Source organism: Pseudomonas sp. UBA7500 (assembly GCF_002478435.1).
GTDB lineage: Bacteria > Pseudomonadota > Gammaproteobacteria > Pseudomonadales > Pseudomonadaceae > Aquipseudomonas > Aquipseudomonas palmensis.
The window spans coordinates 8,965-27,727 of the sequence record NZ_DLNW01000050.1; the positions used below are offsets into that span (position 1 = coordinate 8,965).

Sequence of the window (18,763 nt, forward strand, 5' to 3'; positions counted from 1 at the left end):
TCCCAGCTGAGCTATAGCCCCACAATGTCGCTTTGAACTGAATCGCTTGGCTGGGTGCTTCGCGCTTCGTTTCGTTCATCGCTGTGGACGGGGCGCATATTAAGATCGGATTGAAGACCTGTCAAATAAATTTTCAACAAAATCCAAAAGAAATTTCCGAGATAACAAACACTTACCGGCCTGGGTCAGGAGAGCCCCCGCAAACTCGGGGGTCTCGCCCTTGCAGGAGCCGGCCTTGCCGGCGAAACAGGCGCTGCGCAATACCGGGTACCGCAGCGCTTTGTTCGCCGGCAAGGCCGGCTCCTACGGGAAAAATGCTCAGGCAATGGTGCCCAACAGCTTTTCCCATTCCTTGTTTTCTTTCTTCGACACACCACCCAGCAGGTCCAGCGCCTGGCGCAGGCGGTAGCGGGTCAGGTCCGGCCCGAGGATCTCCATGGCATCGAGCACCGACACCGAGCTGGCCTGGCCGGAAATCGCGGCGAACATCAGCGGCATCGCGTCACGCAGCTTGAGCTCCAGCGCCTCGACCACCGCCTGGATGCAGCCGGTGATGCGATCCTTCTCCCACTGGCGCAGCCCCTCGAGCTTCCACAGGATCAGCTGGATCACCTGGCGTACCTGGTCGGCCGACAGTTTCTTGTGCTCGAACAGCTTGGCGTCGAGCTTGAGCGCACCTTCGAAGAAGAACCCACCCAGCGGCGCAATCTGGCTGAAGGTCTCTACCCTGCCCTGCACGTGCGGCGCGATCTTCATCATGTAGTCGCTGTTGAACGCCCATTTCTGCACGCGCGCGGCAAACTCTGCGACAGGCAGCTCACGCAGCCACTGGCCGTTGAGCCACGACAGCTTCTCGATGTCGAAGATCGGGCCGCCCAGCGACACACGCGACAGGTCGAAGTGCTCGACCATTTCGGCCAGCGAGAACTTCTCGCGCTCGTCCGGCATCGACCAACCCATGCGGCCCAGGTAGTTGAGCATGGCTTCGGGCATGAAGCCCATGCGCTCGTAGAAGGTCACCGAGGTCGGGTTCTTGCGCTTGGACAGCTTGCTCTTGTCGGGGTTGCGCAGCAGCGGCATGTAGCACAGGGTTGGCTGCTCCCAGCCGAAGTACTCGTACAGTTTGATCAGCTTGGGCGCCGAAGGCAGCCACTCTTCGCCACGCAATACGTGGGTGATGCCCATCAGGTGGTCATCGACCACGTTGGCCAGGAAGTAGGTCGGCAGGCCATCGGTCTTCATCAGTACCTGCATGTCCATGCGGTCCCACGGAATCTCGACGTCGCCGCGCAGCATGTCCGGTACCACGCACACGCCTTCGGTCGGCACTTTCATGCGGATCACATGGGGCTCGCCGGCGGCCAGGCGACGCTGCACTTCTTCAGGCGAGAGCAGCAAGGCGCGCCCGTCATAGCGCGGGGTTTCGCCGCGGGCCATCTGCTCGGCACGCATCTGGTCCAGTTCTTCGGCAGTGCAGAAGCAAGGGAAGGCATGGCCCAGATCGACCAGTTGCTGGGCGTACTGCTTGTAGATCTCGCCGCGTTCGCTCTGGCGGTACGGGCCGTGCGGGCCGCCGACATCCGGGCCTTCGCTCCATTCGATACCCAGCCAGCGGAGGGCATCGAAGATCTGCTGCTCGGACTCGCGGGTGGAGCGCAGCTGATCGGTATCTTCGATACGCAGGATGAATTCGCCACCGTGCTGCTTGGCGAAGCAGTAGTTGAACAGGGCGATGTAGGCGGTGCCGACATGGGGATCGCCAGTCGGCGAAGGCGCGATACGCGTGCGAACGGTGGTCATGAGAGTCTCGAACAAGAGGTGAAACAAAGGCTGGATGTTAACAGCACGGGGCCACCCGGCTCCAGCAATGGGCACGATCGGCGCTTGTGTTTGCCAAGGCAAACCTTGTTAAATTTGCTTACATTTTTGGAACGATCGTACCCATGCCTGCCCAACTCAAGCGTCGCCTGCTGATTTTCCTGACCCTGGTTCTGCTCATCGTCCTGGGCTTTCTGGCCCACTGGTACTTCAAGGGGCGCTTCTACGAGAGCACCGACAACGCCTACGTGCAGGGCGAGATCACCCGGGTTTCCAGCCAGTTGGGCGCGCGCATCGAGCAGGTGCTGGTCGAGGACAACCAGCATGTGGCCAAGGGCGACCTGCTGGTGCGCCTGGAAGGCAACGACTTCCAGTTTGCCGTGGAGCGCGCCCGCGCCACCCTGGCCACCCGCGAGGCCGAGCGCCTGCAAGCCGACAGCCGCCTGACGCAGCAGGCGAGCCTGATCGCCGCCGGCCAGGCACAGGTGTCGGCCAACCAGGCCACGCTTGGGCGTACCCAGCTGGACCTCAACCGTGCACAGGCGCTGCGCAAGCCAGGCTTTGTCTCGGAAGAACGGGTGACCACCCTGTCGGCCGAAAGCAACGTGGCACGCTCCCAGGTGAGCAAGGCCCAGGCCGACCTGCAGGGTCAACGCCAGCAGGTCAACGCACTGGCTGCCGAACTCAAGCGCCTGGACGCCCAGATCGCCACCGCCCGCACCGACCTGGCCCAGGCCGAGCTGAACCTGAGCCGCAGTGAAATTCGCGCGCCGATCAGCGGCATGATCGGCCAGCGCGCGGCACGCAACGGCCAGTACGTGCAGGCCGGCGCCTACCTGCTGTCGATCGTGCCCGATCAGGACATCTGGGTGCAGGCCAACTTCAAGGAAACCCAGATCGGCAAGATGCAGCCCGGCCAGCGTGCCGAGCTGGTGTTCGACAGCTACCCCGACACGCCGATCGAAGGCCGCGTCGACAGCCTGTTCGCCGCTTCCGGCGCGCAGTTCAGCCTGCTGCCACCCGACAACGCCACCGGCAACTTCACCAAGGTCGTGCAGCGTATCCCGGTCAAGCTGACCTTCGCCGCCGACAACCCGCTGCACGGCAAGATCCGCCCGGGCATGTCGGTGACCGCCACCGTCGATATCCGTACCGATGGCCGGTGATCAACTGATCCGTCCCGTCGGCGAACCCAGCCGGCGCGACTGGATCGCAGTGATGAGCGTGATGCTCGGCGCGTTCATGGCAGTGCTCGACATCCAGATCACCAACTCGTCGCTCAAGGACATCCAGGGCGCCCTGTCGGCGACCCTGGAAGAAGGCTCGTGGATCTCCACCTCCTACCTGGTGGCCGAGATCATCATGATCCCGCTGACCGCCTGGCTGGTGCAGCTGCTGTCGGCGCGGCGCCTGGCAGTGTGGGTGTCGGCGGGTTTTCTGGTGTCGTCGCTGCTGTGCTCGATGGCCTGGAACCTGGAAAGCATGATCGTGTTCCGCGCCCTGCAGGGTTTTACCGGCGGCGCCCTGATCCCGCTGGCCTTCACCCTGACCCTGATCAAGCTGCCCGAGCATCACCGCGCCAAGGGCATGGCGATGTTCGCCATGACCGCCACCTTCGCCCCGTCCATCGGCCCTACTCTGGGCGGCTGGCTGACCGAGAACTGGGGCTGGGAATACATCTTCTACATCAACATCCCGCCCGGCCTGATCATGATCGGCGGCTTGCTGTACGGCCTGGAGAAGAAGGAAGCGCACTGGGAGCTGCTCAAAAGCACCGATTACACCGGCATCCTGACGCTGGGCGTCGGGCTTGGCTGCCTGCAGGTGTTTCTTGAGGAGGGGCATCGCAAGGACTGGCTCGAGTCGGGGCTGATCGTCACCCTGGGCAGCATTGCCCTGGTCAGCCTCATTACCTTCGTGATCGTGCAGTTCTCGAAACCCAACCCGCTGATCAACCTGCGCATCCTGCAGAACCGCAATTTCGGGTTGTCGAGCATTGCCAGCCTGGGCATGGGCGTGGGGTTGTACGGTTCGATCTACCTGCTGCCGCTGTACCTGGCGCAGATCCAGAACTACAACGCCCTGCAGATCGGCGAAGTGATCATGTGGATGGGGGTGCCGCAGCTGTTCCTGATCCCGCTGGTCCCGCAACTGATGAAGGTGATTTCGCCGAAGATCCTCTGCACCATCGGCTTCGGGCTGTTCGGGCTGGCGAGTTTCAGCTCGGGGGTATTGAACCCGGACTTTGCCGGCACCCAGTTCAACCATATCCAGATCATCCGTGCGCTGGGGCAGCCGATGATCATGGTGACCATCTCGCTGATTGCCACGGCCTATATCCAGCCGCAGGACGCAGGCTCGGCGTCGAGCCTGTTCAACATCCTGCGCAACCTGGGCGGGGCCATCGGCATTGCGCTGCTGGCCACGCTGCTGGATGCGCGCACCAAGGTGTATTTCGACTACCTGCGCGAGGCGGTGGTACCGACCAATGCCGCAGTGGCCGAGCGGCTGACCTTGCTGACCGAGAAGCTGGGCAGCGAAGGGGCAGCACTGGCCAGGCTGAGCGAGATCACCCATCAGCAGGCGATGATCATGGCGTACAACGACGCCTTCCATTTTGTCGGCATCGGGCTGGCAATCAGCATGGTGGCGGTGCTGTTGACGAAGAAGCTGCCGCAGGGGTTGAAGGCGGGTGAGGCGCACTAGACCGCGTTGAAGTCTTCGCTGGCAAGCCCGCTCCCGCAGGTACTCCATTGCCCTTGGCGTCAATGTGATCCTGTGGGAGCGGGCTTGACCCGCGAAAGGCCCGTCAGACCGTGAGCAATCGCTCACGCAACTGCGCGATCTCGTCGCGCATCTGCGCTGCAGCCTCGAACTCCAGGTCCCGCGCCAGCTGGTACATCTTCTCTTCCAGCGCCTTGATGCGCTTGGCGATCTCGCCAGGCGAACGCAACTCGGCCTCGTAACGCTCGCGCTCCTCGGCGGCCTTGGCCATGCCCTTGCGCTTCTTGCTGCGCGAGCCGGGCACGTTGGCGCCTTCCATGATGTCGGTGATGTCCTTGACCACGCCCTTGGGCACGATGCCGTTGGCCTCGTTGAAGGCCATCTGCTTGTCGCGGCGGCGCTCGGTTTCGCCGATCGCCCGCTCCATCGAGCCAGTCATGTTGTCGGCGTACAGGATCGCGCGGCCGTTGAGGTTGCGCGCCGCGCGCCCGATGGTCTGGATCAGCGAGCGCTCCGAACGCAGGAAGCCCTCCTTGTCCGCATCCAGAATCGCCACCAGCGAGACCTCGGGCATGTCCAGGCCCTCACGCAGCAGGTTGATACCCACCAGCACATCGAAGGTGCCCAGGCGCAGGTCGCGGATGATCTCGACTCGCTCAACGGTATCGATGTCCGAGTGCAGGTAGCGCACCCGCACATCGTGATCGGCCAGGTAATCGCTGAGGTCTTCGGCCATGCGCTTGGTCAGGGTAGTGACCAGCACCCGCTCCTCCACCGCCACACGCTTGCGAATCTCCGACAGCAGGTCATCCACCTGGGTCGTGGCCGGACGCACCTCCACCTGGGGGTCGACCAGGCCGGTCGGGCGCACCACCTGCTCCACCACACGGCCGGCATGCTCGGCCTCGTAGTTGCCCGGCGTGGCCGAGACGAAGATGGTCTGCGGGCTGACCGACTCCCATTCGTCAAAGCGCATGGGCCGGTTGTCCAACGCCGAAGGCAGGCGAAAGCCGTACTCCACCAGGGTTTCCTTGCGCGAGCGGTCCCCCTTGTACATGGCCCCCACCTGCGGAACGCTGACGTGGGATTCGTCGATCACCAGCAACGCATCCGGCGGCAGGTAGTCGTACAGGGTCGGCGGCGGCGCGCCGGCCGGACGCCCGGACAGGTAGCGCGAGTAGTTTTCGATGCCGTTGCAGTAGCCCAGCTCCAGGATCATCTCCAGGTCGAACCGGGTGCGCTGCTCCAGGCGCTGGGCCTCGACCAGCTTGTTGTGCTTGTGCAGGTACTCCAGGCGTTCCTTGAGCTCCGCCTTGATCCCGTCCATGGCCTCCAGCAGGGTTTCGCGCGGGGTCACGTAGTGGCTCTTGGGGTAGAAGGTGAAGCGCGGCAGCTTGCGGATCACCTCGCCGGTCAGCGGGTCGAAGGCCGCGATGTGCTCCACCTCGTCATCGAACAGCTCGATGCGGATGGCCTCCAGGTCCGATTCGGCCGGGAAGATGTCGATCACGTCGCCGCGCACACGGAAGGTGGCGCGGGCAAAGTCCATGTCGTTGCGGGTGTACTGCAGGTCGGCCAGACGGCGCAGCAAGGCCCGCTGGTCGAGCTTGTCGCCACGGTCCACGTGCAGCACCATCTTCAAATAGGTTTCCGGGCTGCCCAGACCATAGATGCACGACACCGTGGTGACGATGATCGCGTCACGCCGCTCCAGCAGCGCCTTGGTCGCCGACAGGCGCATCTGCTCGATATGGTCGTTGATCGAGGCGTCCTTCTCGATGAAGGTGTCGGAGGACGGCACGTAGGCTTCGGGCTGGTAGTAGTCGTAGTAGGAAACGAAATACTCCACCGCGTTGTTCGGGAAGAATGACTTGAACTCGCCATACAACTGGGCGGCCAGGGTCTTGTTCGGCGCCAGTACCAGAGTCGGGCGCTGCACCTGGGCAATCACGTTGGCGATGCTGAAGGTCTTGCCCGAACCCGTCACCCCGAGCAGGGTCTGGTGCGCCAGCCCGGCCTCGATCCCCTCGACCATCAGGCGAATGGCTTCGGGCTGATCACCCGCCGGCTGGAAACGGGTGACGAGTTGAAACTCGGACATGGTGAACCCCTGGAAATGAACGGATACAGGCAACTGTATTTATAGACAGTACTTATACCCAATTGGTGGTGCCCGGCGCCAGTTTCAAGGCAAACCACGGCCTGTTTCACAGTATTGACCGGCGCAAGCGACTGACGGTCGAAAAATATTCGCGAAAACAGCAGTAAAAGCTGCGACAGACTGTCGCCGTGACCGATGGGTATCACTATACTGACTCCCCGTTTGTGCACCGCTTCAGTGCATTCGGCTGGAGCGTGCGACCTCTATCACTCTCCATTCAGAGCCAAGGTAAAAATGAGCCTGTTTTCCGCTGTCGAGCTGGCACCCCGCGACCCTATCCTGGGCCTCAACGAAGCGTTCAATGCCGATACCCGCACCCACAAGGTGAACCTGGGCGTTGGTGTTTACTGCAACGAAGAAGGGCGTATCCCACTGCTGCGTGCAGTCATCGAAGCCGAAACCCAACGCGCCGCCCAGCACGCCTCCCGCGGCTACCTGCCGATCGACGGCATCGTGGCCTACGACCAGGCCGTGCAGAAGCTGCTGTTCGGTGCCGATTCGCCCCTGCTGGCCGCCGGCCGTGTGGTCACCACCCAGTCCGTCGGTGGTACCGGCGCCTTGAAGATCGGCGCTGACTTCCTCAAGCAGCTGTCGCCCAATGCCACTGTCGCAATCAGCGACCCGAGCTGGGAAAACCACCGCGCCCTGTTCGAAACCGCCGGTTTCCCGGTCAAGAACTACCGCTACTACGACGCCGCCACCCATGACGTCAACCGTGCCGGCATGCTCGAGGACCTCAACGCGCTGCCGGCCGGCTCGATCGTGGTACTGCACGCCTGCTGCCACAACCCGACCGGCGTCGACCTGACCCCGGCCGACTGGAACAACGTGCTCGAGGTGGTCAAGGCCAAGGGTCACATCCCGTTCCTGGACATGGCCTACCAGGGCTTTGGCCAGGGCATCGCCGAAGACGCCGCTGCCGTGCGCCTGTTCGCCGAATCGGGCCTGGACTTCTTCGTCTCCAGCTCGTTCTCCAAGTCGTTTTCGCTGTACGGCGAGCGCGTCGGCGCCCTGTCGATCGTCACCGAGTCCAAGGAAGAGGCCACTCGCGTGCTGTCGCAGGTCAAGCGCGTGATCCGCACCAACTACTCCAACCCGCCGACCCACGGCGCGACCATTGTCGCCACCGTGCTCAACAGCCCCGAGCTGCGCGCAATGTGGGAAGCGGAACTGGCCGAGATGCGCCAGCGTATCCACGGCATGCGCAAGCAGATGGTCGAGCTGCTGGCCCAGTACGGCGCACAGCAGGACTTCAGCTTCGTCGGGCGTCAGTGCGGCATGTTCTCCTACTCGGGCCTGACCGTCGAGCAGGTGGCACGCCTGAAGGACGAGCATGCGATCTATGCTCTGGATACCGGTCGTATCTGCGTCGCCTCGTTGAACCAGAACAACATTCACGTGGTGACCAAGGCGATCGTCGAGGTCCTGTAACACCTGATTGCTCAGGGGGAGCTTGACTTCCCCTTAGCAATCAGTAAGATACGCCCCAGATTCCGCGATAGCTCAGTCGGTAGAGCAAATGACTGTTAATCATTGGGTCCCAGGTTCGAGTCCTGGTCGCGGAGCCAAACATCGTTTCAGAGCGTGCTTACACAGCTTCTGAAATACTCGAAAAACCCGCCTTTTGGCGGGTTTTTTCGTTTTGGTCTTCAGCCCGGACCAGGGCTGCCTGGCGATAAAGGCTGCGACAGGCTATTGCTGCCCGATCGGAAAGAACTGCCCCGCACTCCATACGCCCAGCCATGGCTGCCCATCGATGTCACGCGTTACAGCCAGCTCTACCAGCTGGTAAAACACGCTGCGATGGATCAGCGCCTCGAGGTTGTTGCGCATATGCACGTAAGGCGAAGGTTCCTGTGTCAGCGGGTCGATCACGAAGCGCAGTGGGTGCTCGGGCCCGGCCTCGACCACATCCTCCACATTGCTGGTGAAGCGCAGCACCTGCTGCTCACCACTGCCCTGCACGTCCATGAGCACCGCCACGAACGGCGCATCATCGACCTGGATTCCGACCTTTTCCACAGGCGTGACCAGAAAGTAGTCATCCCCGTCGCGACGGATGATGGTGGAGAACAGACGCACCATCGGCTTGCGACCAATCGGGGTGCCCAGGTAGTACCAGGTACCGTCGCGGGCGATTCGCATGTCGATGTCGCCGCAGAAGTCCGGATTCCACAGGTGGACCGGCGCCGGGCCTTTGCCGACCTTAGGGAGTTGCGCCAACAGGTCATTGGCCTTGCCGGTATCCACCATCATCTGCTCCTCAGCGGCTCATGCCCAACAAACTGCGAGCGTAATCCTCAAGCGGTGCCGCAATCAAATCCTGCGGCTGATTGTCGTGGAACGTCAGCAAACCGCCACGGCTGCGGATGCTCACGGTATCGATCAGATAGCGGGTACTGGTTTCGATCAGCATCAGCTGAATTCTTCCGGTGTCGACACCCAGGCGGTCCACCGCCTGCTCGTCGTACCACTCGTCACCATTGCCGATACGGTTGTCGGCCTTGGCAAAACGCGCATACAGCAGGTAATGCGCGCCCACGTCGCGCGCCTGGGACAAGGCATCCTCCAGCCCCAGCGGACCCTCGGCACGTCGCACCAGCGGGAAGTACTCGACAAAGGCCTTGAAGGCTTCCTCGGCCACCACGTTGGGCCGCGGATAGGCATTGCCCGGCGGCACGAACACGCCCTGACCGATGAAGACGAACGAGTCGGGCTGCAGGCGCACCGACAACGAACGGCGGGTTTCGCTATGGTCGAGCAGGCCGGCGTCGCTCATGTGGTAGCGCACACCTTCGCCCATATCGCTCACATTCATGCAGCCACCCAGCGCCATCAGCGCCAGCAGCAGAACCAGGCTACGCATCTTTCCTCCAGAAGCCGGTGACGGAAAACCGGCGAACAGCCGCCAGATGCAGGTTTTGCGCCAGCTGGAGGGTATGGCTCAACCGCCGATGATCTTCATCACCGTGGCACCGCCTGAAAAAGCCACGGCCTGCTTGTCGCCCAGGGCCTTCATCAACATGCCCTGCAAGGCCGGCAACGCCTGGTGGCGCGGCTTGTCGAGCAGGTCACCGATGAAATGCCGGTTGCTCGACGACAGACAGCCATGCAGCCACCCGGTAGAAGACAGACGCAGGCGCGAGCAGGTTCGGCAGAACGGCACGCTTTCGTTGGCGATCACGCCGAAGTGGCCTTGCCCCGGCACCCGGTAGCGCAATGCAGTGGCGTCCACTGGCGCATCGGCCTGGGCGTACTCGTGATGCTCGCCGATCAGTTGCAACAACTGCTCCAGGCTCACGAACTGCTGCAGGAAAGCGTTGTGGTCGCTGGCCAGGTGCCCCATGCGCATCAGTTCGATAAAGCGCAGTTCATAGCCACGGGCCAGGCAGTAGTCGAGCAGCGGCAGCACCTGATCGAGGTTGCGCCCGCGCAGTGGCACCATGTTCACCTTGATCTTCATGCCGGCGTCGCTGGCCTTGTGCATGCCATCGAGCACGCTGGCCAGATCCCCGCCACGGGAGATCCCGCGGAAGGCATCGGCGTCGAGGGTATCAAGGGAGACGTTCAGGCGCCGGATGCCGGCATCCAGCAGCAATGGCAGCTTGCGCGCGAGCAACTGGCCATTGGTGGTCAGGGCGATGTCATCGAGGCCGAGCACCGACACGCCAGCCAGGAAGGCTTCGAGCTTGGGACTGACCAGGGGTTCGCCACCGGTGATACGCAGGCGCTCGATACCGGCAGCTTCGATCAGCCAGGCCACCCCACGCACCATGGCCTGGGCCGAGAGCTCATCCTGCGCTGCGACCAGACGCTTGCCGTCCGGCACGCAATAGGTGCAGGCATAGTTGCACGCCGCGGTGAGGCTGACGCGCAGGTTGCGAAAACGTCTGCCTTGACGGTCGACGATCATGGAGCACTCCGGCAAGTGTGAATCGGGCCTGCAAAACCTGACTCAGAAATCAGTTTTTTGCAAGCCTCTTACCTGAGTATATGCCTGCACGGCGCCAGCGAGCATTCAGCTGCCAGATGGCTCCGGGTCGCGCTTGCGCTTGTTGCCCATGCGCACGCCAATGTCCATGAGGAACTGGAAGAAGCCTTCCTGGTCCTCCAGCACATTGCTCCAGAACGGCGAGTGATACAGTGCCACCGCGCCATGCACCAGGGCCCAGGCTGCGCAGTAGTGGAAATACGGCGGCACGTCCTCGAGCTTGCCCTCGGTGATGCGACCCTTGATCAGCAGGGTCAGGCGCTCGAAGTTGGAGGCACGGATCTTGTGCAGCTCCTCGACCATTTCCGGCACCTGGTTGCCTTTGACCACCTTCTCTTCGAGGCGGTCGAACAGGCGGTAGCGCTGCGGGTCGCGCATGCGGAATTCGAAGTAGGCACGCGACAGGGCCTCCTTGTCGCGATCCACATCGGCAGAGTGCAGCAGTTCGTTCAAATCGCGCTCGTAGTCGAGCATCAGGCGCAGGTAGATCTCCGCCTTGGACTTGAAGTGCTTGTAGATCGTGCCTTTGCCGATACCCACGGCGTCAGCGATCATCTCGACGGTGACACTGTCTTCACCCTGTTCGAGAAACAGCTTGAGCGCGGTATCGAGAATCTCTTGCTCTCGGCGACGAAACTCACGGACCTTACGAGGTTCTTTCTGCATAAGAAGGACTGGATCAAAATCGAAGCCCGTTATTATGCCTAACTTGCGCAAAAATGCACGGATCATCCGCGCATGCCTATGTTTCTTGATGAGTTTGAACAGGCCGGCGACCCGGTTGCCCGAAGCGGACCTCCCCTTCCCCCTGCCCCAGACGTGCAATCCAGGCGGTCAGGCGCACGGCAGAGCAATGCGTGCTCAGCAGGGCCGCACGTATTCCAAATCTGTTTAAAAAACGATCAACCCTTGGTGGAATCGCGGCGAACCTGACCAATACTTGAGGTGTTGGCGCGACGCATCCCCCCAAGTGACGCGCCGATAAGGGTGAACACGGACCGCTCGCCTTTGTTTTACTCCTAATGGTCTTAACCCGGATTCCCCCCCAGAACCCGGGTTTTTTTTGCCCGCGCGACCGCCACGGCGACCGCGCAGCGGGGTCAGGCCACCCGCACCCGCGCCAGGGGGAACAGACGCCTGAAGTTCTCGGTGGTCTGTTGCGCCAGCTGCTCGTAACGCTCCCCCCGCACCAACGCGATGAACTCCGCCACGTCACGCACATACTCCGGCAAGTTCGGCTTGCCGCGGTGCGGAATCGGCGCCAGGTACGGTGAGTCGGTCTCTACCAGCAAACGATCTGCCGGCACCTGCCGCGCCACATCACGCAACGCGTCGGCATTGCGGAACGTGACAATCCCCGACAACGAAATGTAATACCCCAGGTCCAGCGCTGCCTTGGCCATCTCCCAGTCTTCGGTGAAGCAGTGCAGCACGCCCGCCTGCGGCAATGCCGCCTCGCGCAGCAGGGTCAGGGTATCGGCGCGCGCCGCACGGGTGTGGATGACCACCGGCTTGCCGGTGAGCCTGGCCGCCTCCAGGTGCAGGCGAAACGACGCCTGTTGCAACTGTGCAGCCTCGGGCTCGTAGTGATAGTCCAGCCCGGTCTCACCAATGGCCACCACCTCGGGGTGGTTCAGTTCGCCGAGCAGCCAGTCCAGCGCCGGCGCTTCGCCTGGCGCCAGGTCCAGCGGGTGGATGCCGACTGAGCAGTCCACATCAGGGTAGCGCGCTGCCAGCGCCCTGACCTGGGCCGCATTGTCGGCACTTACGCCGATGCACAGGAAATGCCCGACACCCCGTGCCCGCGCGGCATCCAGCGCGGCATCCAGGGAGCCACCATGGGCGGCGAGGTCGAGACGGTCGAGGTGGCAATGGGAATCTACAAGCATGGGCGTAATGACAACACTGAAAATGGAGGATCGAAAGGCCAGCTCAACGCTGACCCGGCAACAGGGCCCAGGAGGCCAGCAACGCTTCGAGCAACAGCACGCGGTTGAGGTTGGCCTTGTTCAGCACCTTCTGGCGCTGCACAAGAATCCAGTCCTGGATATCCAGCACCTTGCCCTGCGGGCTCTTCTGGGCAAGGTACTGCACGACCTTGCGCATGTCGGCCAGCCCCAGGCCCTCTTCGTCCTGGGTCATCTGATAGCGCAGGATCAGGTTGGACCAGTCGCAGAACCAGTCGAACAGCAACAACAGCGGGATGCTGTTCCAGCCTTCGGCCAACTGGGTCGCGGACTGCTGCTGCTTGAGCAGCTTCTTGACCCCCTCGACCACCTGCGCGCGCTGCTCGCGCACACCCTGGGCCTGCAGGCTGACAGCCAGCAGTGGCGAACCTGCTGCAAGGCTCAGCAGTTCGTGGCGCTCGGCCTCGTCACTGTCGGGTAACGCGGCTGCCAGCCACGCCTCGCTCTGCGCCTGACTTGGCAACGGGCAGGCCTGTTGCTGGCAACGGCTCCTGATGGTCGGCAGCAACCGGCTGGGCTGGTGACTGACCAGCAACAGCACGGTATCGCCCGAAGGCTCTTCGAGGCTCTTGAGCAAGGCGTTGGCAGCGTTGATGTTCATTGCCTCGACCGGCTCGATGAGAATCACCTTGCGTCCACCCATCTGCGCGGTCTGCACCACGAAGCTGACCAGGTCGCGCACCTGGTCGACCTTGATCGGCTTGTCGGCCTCTTCAGGCTCCAGGATGTAGTTGTCCGGGTGACTGCCCGCCTTCAGTAACTGGCACGACTTGCAGTGCCCGCACGCCTCAAGCCCCTCGGGCTGGCGGCACAGCAGAAACGCCATCAGGCGCTCGGCCAGCGCCCGCTTGCCGATGCCTTGCGGGCCGTGCAACAGGTACGCATGGGCATGCTGTGTGCGCCCGGCCAGTTGCTGCCAGAGCGTCGCCTGCCACGGGTAGGCCTCAGCCACGGCAACGCTCCAGTATCTGCGGCAGCAACGCATCCAGGGCGAGTTGAACCCGGGCCAGCGGTTGCGCGGCATCGACCAGGTGATAGCGCGCCGGGTCGGCGGCTGCGCGGGCCAGGTAGGCCTGGCGAACGGCCTGGAAAAACGCCTGACCTTCCTGCTCGAAGCGATCCAGCCGCCCGCGCGCCGCTGCGCGCGAAAGGCCGACCTCCACCGGCAGGTCGAACACCAGGGTCAGGTCGGGGCGCAGGTCGCCCTGGACGAAGGTTTCAAGGGTGGCAATGCGCTCGACCGACAGCCCGCGGCCACCGCCCTGGTAGGCATAGGTGGCATCGGTAAAACGGTCGCACAGGACGATGGCGCCCCGCGCAAGCGCCGGGCGGATCACCTGGGCCAGGTGCTGGGCGCGCGCGGCGAACACCAGCAACAGCTCGGTGTCGGCATCCATCGTCTCATCGCTGGGGGCCAGCAACAGTTCGCGGATGCGCTCGGCCAGCGGGGTGCCGCCCGGCTCGCGGGTCAGCACCACATCCAGCCCGTGGGCGCGCAGGTGCTCGGCCAGGTACTCGCGATTGGTGCTCTTGCCCGCGCCTTCGGGACCTTCCAGGGTGATAAACAAGCCGCTCACAGGCAGTCCTTAATCAGGGTCATTGCGGGGTAGGTTCGCTGGCCGGGGGAACATCCGGCTGCACCGAGGGCTCGGCAGGCTGCGGTGCAGCCTGGGGCGCCTCGGACGCAGGAACCTCGTTCGGGGTGTCGCCGGCGCTTGGCGCCGGGCTTGAACGGTAGTCGGCACGCCGCTTGATCTGGTACTCGCGCACGGCAGAATTGTGCGCCCCCAGGTCGTCGGAGAACACATGGCTGCCATCGCCCCGGGCGACGAAGTACAGGCTGCTGCCCGGCTCCGGGTTCAAGGCCGCGTGAATGGCTTCACGCCCGACCATGGCAATCGGCGTGGGCGGCAGGCCGGCGATCACGTAGGTGTTGTAGGGCGTGGGCTCACGCAGGTCGGCGCGGGTGATCTTGCCGTTGTAGCGTTCGCCCATGCCATAGATCACGGTAGGGTCGGTCTGCAGCAGCATGCCGATCTGCAGGCGACGCACGAAGACGCCGGCGATCTGACCACGCTCCTGTGGCACGCCGGTTTCCTTCTCGACCAGCGAGGCCATGATCAGCGCCTGGTAAGGGTCGCGATAGGGCGCAGCCGGGGAGCGCTCGTTCCACTCCTTGGCCAGCACCTCCTCCAGGCGCGCGTACGCCTGCTGCAGGAACTCGACATCGCTCATGCCGCGCACGAACCGATAGGTATCAGGGAAGAAGCGCCCCTCGGGGAACACGCCCGGGTGCCCGAGCTTGTCCATGACCTCGCTGTCGCTCAGGCCATCCAGGGTCTGGCGGATCTTTTCATGTCTGGCCAGTGCCGAGCGCACCTGGCGGAAATTCCAGCCCTCGACCAGGGTCAGGCTGTACTGCACCACGTCACCACGCCGCCACGCCTCGAACAGGTCGCGCACGTTCATGCCGGGGGTCATGCGGTACTCGCCGGTATGCAAAGCCACGCTCGGCATGTTGAAGCGCCAGTAAAGGCGCAGCCAGAAGGCGTCGCGAATCACGCCGTCCTGCTGCATGCGATAGAACATGCGGTTGGGCGTGGTGCCGGTAGGAACATCGAGCAACCGCTCGCCGGTCAGGTGCAGCGGCTGCTCCAGCGCCGAGTGCACCTTCCAGGCCGAGAAGCCCAATAGCAGGCCGGCCAGGATCAACCCGGTCTCCAGCAGCACCAACAATTTACGTCTCACGAATCAAGCATCCAGTAGCGTACGGGCAATGGCCTGCAGTTTACGGGTGAGCGGCCCCGGCGACCAGTTCAGCGATGCAAATGCACGCACCGGCCATACGCCATACACGCTGTTGCACAGCAACACTTCGTCGGCCTGCTCGAGATCGGCCAGCGCCAGGTCGACCACACGGGCCGTGATACCGTGGCGCGGCGCCTCGTCCAGCAAGGCAGCGCGCATTACCCCAGCCACGCCGCAACGCGCCAGGTCGGCGGTGTAAAGCACGCCATCGCGCACCACGAACAGGTTGCTGTAGACACCTTCGATCACACGCCCGGAAACATCACGCATCAAACCTTCAGCGTACTCGGCGCCCTGCCACTCGGCCCGTGCCAGTACCTGCTCCAGGCGATTGAGGTGCTTGAGCCCGGCAAGCAAGGGTTGCTCGGCCAGGCGGGTCTGGCAGGCAAACAGCCTTATCCCCTGCTCGGCGTTCTGCGGCGGGTAGCTGGCGGCGGGGCTGGCCTGAAGAATGCGACGCGGCGGTGCACCGGCAGCCGGGGCATAGCCGCGCTGACTGTCGCCACGGGTGAGAATGAGCTTGAGCACGCCATCACCCAGCAAGCCGGCATAACGGCATACCTCGTCGCGGATGAGTAGGTGATCGGCGTCGATCGCCAGGCGCTGGCAACCCAGCGCCAGGCGGTCGAGGTGATATGCCAGCAGCGAGGGCTGCCCGGCCCGCACGGCGATGGTCTCGAACAGACCATCGCCATAGGCCAGCCCGCGGCTGCTCAACGTCAGGGCGTCAGCCGGCAGGCCATCGACCCAGCTGTGCATCACTCGGCGAACCGGCGGAACACCAGCGAGCCATTGGTACCGCCAAAACCGAAGGAGTTCGACAGCACGACCTCGATCGGCATGTTGCGCGGCTGGTGCGGCACGAAGTCCAGGTCGCAGCCTTCATCCGGCTCATCGAGGTTGATGGTCGGCGGCGCCACTTGCCCATTGATGGACAGCACGCTGAAAATCGCCTCTACCGCGCCGGCAGCCCCCAGCAGGTGACCGGTCATCGACTTGGTCGAGCTCACGGCCAGCTTGTAGGCGTGCTCGCCAAACACCGACTTGATCGCTGCCACTTCGGCCAGGTCGCCGGCAGGCGTCGAGGTACCGTGGGCGTTGATGTAGCCGACTTCGCTGGGGTTCACGCCCGCATCGCGCAAGGCGTTGGCCATGCAGCGGGCCGCACCGGCGCCGTTGTCGGGAGGCGAGGTCATGTGGTAGGCGTCGCCGCTCATGCCAAAACCAACCAGTTCGGCATAGATGGTCGCGCCCCGCGCCTTGGCGTGCTCGAGCTCTTCGAGCACCAGCGCACCGGCACCGTCGGACAGCACGAAACCGTCACGGCCCTTGTCCCACGGCCGGCTGGCACGGGTTGGCTCGTCGTTGCGCGTCGACAGCGCACGCGAAGCGCCAAAACCGCCCATACCCAGGCCACAGGCCGCCATCTCTGCGCCACCGGCGATCATCACGTCGGCTTCGCCGTAGGCGATATTGCGCGCCGCCATGCCGATGCAGTGCGTGCCCGTGGTGCAGGCAGTGGCAATGGCGTAGTTGGGCCCCTGTACACCCAGGTGGATCGACAGGAAACCGGAAATCATGTTGATGATCGAGCCTGGCACGAAGAACGGCGAAATGCGCCGCGGGCCTTGCTCGTGCAAGGTCCGGCTGGTTTCTTCGATATTGGTCAGGCCGCCGATGCCCGAACCCATGGCCACGCCGATACGCTCACGGTTGGCATCGGTGACTTCCAGCCCGGCATTGCGCACCGCCTGGAACCCGGCCGCCAGACCGTATTGAATGAACAGATCGAGCTTGCGGGCTTCCTTGACCGACAGGTACTGCTCGACTTCAAAGCCCTTTACCGAGCCGCCAAAACGGGTGGAGTAGGCAGACAGGTCAGTATGCTCGATCAGACCTATGCCACTGCGGCCAGCCAGAATGCCTTGCCAACTGCTTGGCACATCCGTGCCCAGTGGCGACAGCATACCCATACCGGTGACCACGACGCGTCTACGCGACACAGCACTCTCCTTATTCTATGGTCTACATCTCATGCAAAGAAAAAACCGCACGCCAGTAACGGCAGTGCGGTTTTTCCATGACAAGAAGCGACGACTACAAAGTCTTAAGCCTGGTGGCTGGTGACGTAGTCGATGGCTGCTTGAACAGTAGTGATCTTCTCGGCTTCTTCGTCAGGGATTTCGGTCTCGAATTCCTCTTCCAGAGCCATCACCAGCTCAACGGTGTCAAGGGAATCGGCACCCAGATCTTCTACGAAGGAAGCGGTGTTGACCACTTCTTCTTCTTTAACGCCCAGTTGCTCGGCGACGATTTTCTTGACGCGTTCTTCGATGGTGCTCATACCTAGTTTTCACTCCTAATGGATATATGTCAGGCAGCTGGCCGGTGTGTAAGTTTATAGAAAGACGCCCGCTTTTCAAGCGTAATGCATCCCTCGAACTTCACACCCACCTGCCGCCTAGAATTTGGTTGCAGCTTTATAACGGATTTTAGACAGCTCGTATGACATTTTTTTGAAGCAATCCGTCACATTTAACTACATGTACATCCCGCCGTTGACCGGGACAGTCGCACCGGTCACGTAAGCTGCGCCGTCAGAGGCCAGGAACGCAACCACTTTCGCGATTTCGTCCACCTGGCCCAGACGACCCAGCGGAATCTGGTTTTGCAGCGCTTCACGCTGCGCCTCTGGCAGTTCGCGGGTCATGTCGGTATCGATGAAACCCGGCGCTACCGAGTTCACGGTGATCGCACGGGAGCCGACTTCACGCGCCAGAGCGCGGCTGAAGCCTTCCAGGCCGGCCTTGGCGGCGGCGTAGTTGACCTGGCCGACGTTACCCATGGCCCCAACGACCGAACCGATGCTGATGATACGACCCCAGCGCGCCTTGGTCATGCCGCGCAGCACGCCCTTGGACAGACGGTAGAGGCTGTTGAGGTTGGTATCGATGACGTCGAACCACTCGTCGTCTTTCATGCGCAGCATCAGGTTGTCGCGGGTGATGCCGGCGTTGTTGACCAGGATGGTCGGCGCACCGAACTGCACCTGGATAGAAGCGAGGGTGGCGGTGACCGACTCGTCGCTGGTCACGTTCAGCTCCAGCCCGGTACCGGCGATGCCGTGCTCCTTGAGGGTCGCGGCAATACGCTCGGCGCCGGAGGCGGACGTGGCGGTACCGATGACGGTGGCGCCCAGACGCCCCAGTTCCAGGGCGATCGCCTGGCCAATGCCACGGCTGGCGCCGGTGACCAGTGCAACTTTACCTTGCAGGCTCATGCAAGTTTCTCCTA

17 protein-coding genes and 1 tRNA gene are annotated in these 18,763 nt (G+C 63.0%); 4 read left to right on the plus strand and 14 right to left on the minus strand.

Annotation, left to right across the window (positions count from 1 at the left end; translation table 11 throughout):
* Positions 1 to 318: 318 nt before the first annotated feature.
* On the minus strand, positions 319 to 1,800 hold the full coding sequence (gene gltX, locus B4I46_RS21265; protein ID WP_043862862.1) for a glutamate--tRNA ligase: 1,482 nt from the start codon (positions 1,798 to 1,800) through the stop codon (positions 319 to 321).
* A 143-nt stretch (positions 1,801 to 1,943) separates the two neighbouring features.
* Here gltX and B4I46_RS21270 point away from each other — a divergent pair, with 143 nt between their 5' ends.
* Together B4I46_RS21270 and B4I46_RS21275 are read left to right on the plus strand one after the other, a co-directional pair.
* Positions 1,944 to 2,984: an HlyD family secretion protein gene (locus tag B4I46_RS21270; RefSeq protein ID WP_286901737.1), complete on the plus strand. Its 1,041-nt coding sequence runs from the start codon at positions 1,944 to 1,946 to the stop codon at positions 2,982 to 2,984.
* A 49-nt stretch (positions 2,985 to 3,033) separates the two neighbouring features.
* Positions 3,034 to 4,524: an MDR family MFS transporter gene (locus B4I46_RS21275; RefSeq protein WP_173925078.1), complete on the plus strand. Its 1,491-nt coding sequence runs from the start codon at positions 3,034 to 3,036 to the stop codon at positions 4,522 to 4,524.
* Between the two features lie 103 nt (positions 4,525 to 4,627).
* Here B4I46_RS21275 and uvrB read toward each other — a convergent pair whose 3' ends face one another.
* Positions 4,628 to 6,643, minus strand: a complete 2,016-nt coding sequence (gene uvrB / locus B4I46_RS21280) for an excinuclease ABC subunit UvrB (RefSeq protein ID WP_286901739.1) — start codon at positions 6,641 to 6,643, stop codon at positions 4,628 to 4,630.
* Positions 6,644 to 6,937: 294 nt separating this feature from the next.
* Here uvrB and B4I46_RS21285 point away from each other — a divergent pair, with 294 nt between their 5' ends.
* Positions 6,938 to 8,134 (plus strand): amino acid aminotransferase, encoded by a 1,197-nt coding sequence (locus B4I46_RS21285; protein ID WP_078479732.1) that lies wholly within the window; start codon positions 6,938 to 6,940, stop codon positions 8,132 to 8,134.
* Positions 8,135 to 8,195: 61 nt separating this feature from the next.
* A tRNA-Asn gene (locus B4I46_RS21290) sits at positions 8,196 to 8,271 on the plus strand.
* Positions 8,272 to 8,395: 124 nt separating this feature from the next.
* Here B4I46_RS21290 and B4I46_RS21295 read toward each other — a convergent pair.
* The 12 genes from B4I46_RS21295 to fabG all read right to left on the minus strand — a co-directional run bounded on the left by B4I46_RS21295 (position 8,396) and on the right by fabG (position 18,749).
* The gene (locus B4I46_RS21295) at positions 8,396 to 8,956 is read right to left on the minus strand and encodes a DUF1285 domain-containing protein (protein WP_043862867.1); all 561 of its coding nucleotides are present in this window, start codon (positions 8,954 to 8,956) and stop codon (positions 8,396 to 8,398) included.
* A 10-nt stretch (positions 8,957 to 8,966) separates the two neighbouring features.
* On the minus strand, positions 8,967 to 9,569 hold the full coding sequence (locus B4I46_RS21300) for a DUF4823 domain-containing protein (RefSeq protein ID WP_043862868.1): 603 nt from the start codon (positions 9,567 to 9,569) through the stop codon (positions 8,967 to 8,969).
* A 78-nt stretch (positions 9,570 to 9,647) separates the two neighbouring features.
* Complete coding sequence (locus tag B4I46_RS21305; protein WP_043862869.1) at positions 9,648 to 10,616, minus strand: GTP 3',8-cyclase MoaA; 969 nt, start codon at positions 10,614 to 10,616, stop codon at positions 9,648 to 9,650.
* Between the two features lie 105 nt (positions 10,617 to 10,721).
* On the minus strand, positions 10,722 to 11,360 hold the full coding sequence (locus B4I46_RS21310; RefSeq protein ID WP_054915804.1) for a TetR/AcrR family transcriptional regulator: 639 nt from the start codon (positions 11,358 to 11,360) through the stop codon (positions 10,722 to 10,724).
* A gap of 434 nt (positions 11,361 to 11,794) precedes the next feature.
* Positions 11,795 to 12,583, minus strand: coding sequence for a TatD family hydrolase (locus tag B4I46_RS21315; protein ID WP_054915805.1), 789 nt, complete (start codon positions 12,581 to 12,583; stop codon positions 11,795 to 11,797).
* 43 nt (positions 12,584 to 12,626) lie between these two features.
* Positions 12,627 to 13,613: a DNA polymerase III subunit delta' gene (locus B4I46_RS21320; RefSeq protein WP_286901743.1), complete on the minus strand. Its 987-nt coding sequence runs from the start codon at positions 13,611 to 13,613 to the stop codon at positions 12,627 to 12,629.
* On the minus strand, positions 13,606 to 14,238 hold the full coding sequence (gene tmk / locus B4I46_RS21325; RefSeq protein WP_054915807.1) for a dTMP kinase: 633 nt from the start codon (positions 14,236 to 14,238) through the stop codon (positions 13,606 to 13,608). The genes B4I46_RS21320 and tmk overlap by 8 nt, the downstream gene beginning before the upstream one ends.
* 19 nt (positions 14,239 to 14,257) lie before the next feature.
* The gene (gene mltG / locus B4I46_RS21330; RefSeq protein ID WP_054915808.1) at positions 14,258 to 15,409 is read right to left on the minus strand and encodes an endolytic transglycosylase MltG; all 1,152 of its coding nucleotides are present in this window, start codon (positions 15,407 to 15,409) and stop codon (positions 14,258 to 14,260) included.
* 3 nt (positions 15,410 to 15,412) lie between these two features.
* Positions 15,413 to 16,228: an aminodeoxychorismate lyase gene (pabC, locus tag B4I46_RS21335; protein WP_229590047.1), complete on the minus strand. Its 816-nt coding sequence runs from the start codon at positions 16,226 to 16,228 to the stop codon at positions 15,413 to 15,415.
* Complete coding sequence (fabF, locus tag B4I46_RS21340) at positions 16,228 to 17,472, minus strand: beta-ketoacyl-ACP synthase II (RefSeq protein ID WP_043862876.1); 1,245 nt, start codon at positions 17,470 to 17,472, stop codon at positions 16,228 to 16,230. Before fabF ends, pabC begins: the two co-directional genes overlap by 1 nt.
* 104 nt (positions 17,473 to 17,576) lie before the next feature.
* A complete protein-coding gene (acpP, locus tag B4I46_RS21345; protein ID WP_003175607.1) occupies positions 17,577 to 17,813 on the minus strand; it encodes an acyl carrier protein in 237 nt (78 codons plus the stop codon).
* A gap of 195 nt (positions 17,814 to 18,008) precedes the next feature.
* Positions 18,009 to 18,749, minus strand: a complete 741-nt coding sequence (fabG, locus tag B4I46_RS21350; RefSeq protein ID WP_043862877.1) for a 3-oxoacyl-ACP reductase FabG — start codon at positions 18,747 to 18,749, stop codon at positions 18,009 to 18,011.
* Between the last annotated feature and the right edge of the window lie 14 nt (positions 18,750 to 18,763).

Coding starts and splice junctions, on each gene's coding strand:
- gltX (WP_043862862.1), bottom strand. CDS start 1,800: ATGACCACCGTTCGCACGCGTATCGCGCCTTCGCCGACTGGCGATCCC.
- B4I46_RS21270 (WP_286901737.1), top strand. CDS start 1,944: ATGCCTGCCCAACTCAAGCGTCGCCTGCTGATTTTCCTGACCCTGGTT.
- uvrB (WP_286901739.1), bottom strand. CDS start 6,643: ATGTCCGAGTTTCAACTCGTCACCCGTTTCCAGCCGGCGGGTGATCAG.
- B4I46_RS21285 (WP_078479732.1), top strand. CDS start 6,938: ATGAGCCTGTTTTCCGCTGTCGAGCTGGCACCCCGCGACCCTATCCTG.
- B4I46_RS21295 (WP_043862867.1), bottom strand. CDS start 8,956: ATGGTGGATACCGGCAAGGCCAATGACCTGTTGGCGCAACTCCCTAAG.
- B4I46_RS21300 (WP_043862868.1), bottom strand. CDS start 9,569: ATGCGTAGCCTGGTTCTGCTGCTGGCGCTGATGGCGCTGGGTGGCTGC.
- B4I46_RS21305 (WP_043862869.1), bottom strand. CDS start 10,616: ATGATCGTCGACCGTCAAGGCAGACGTTTTCGCAACCTGCGCGTCAGC.
- B4I46_RS21310 (WP_054915804.1), bottom strand. CDS start 11,360: ATGCAGAAAGAACCTCGTAAGGTCCGTGAGTTTCGTCGCCGAGAGCAA.
- B4I46_RS21315 (WP_054915805.1), bottom strand. CDS start 12,583: ATGCTTGTAGATTCCCATTGCCACCTCGACCGTCTCGACCTCGCCGCC.
- pabC (WP_229590047.1), bottom strand. CDS start 16,228: ATGCACAGCTGGGTCGATGGCCTGCCGGCTGACGCCCTGACGTTGAGC.
- acpP (WP_003175607.1), bottom strand. CDS start 17,813: ATGAGCACCATCGAAGAACGCGTCAAGAAAATCGTCGCCGAGCAACTG.
- fabG (WP_043862877.1), bottom strand. CDS start 18,749: ATGAGCCTGCAAGGTAAAGTTGCACTGGTCACCGGCGCCAGCCGTGGC.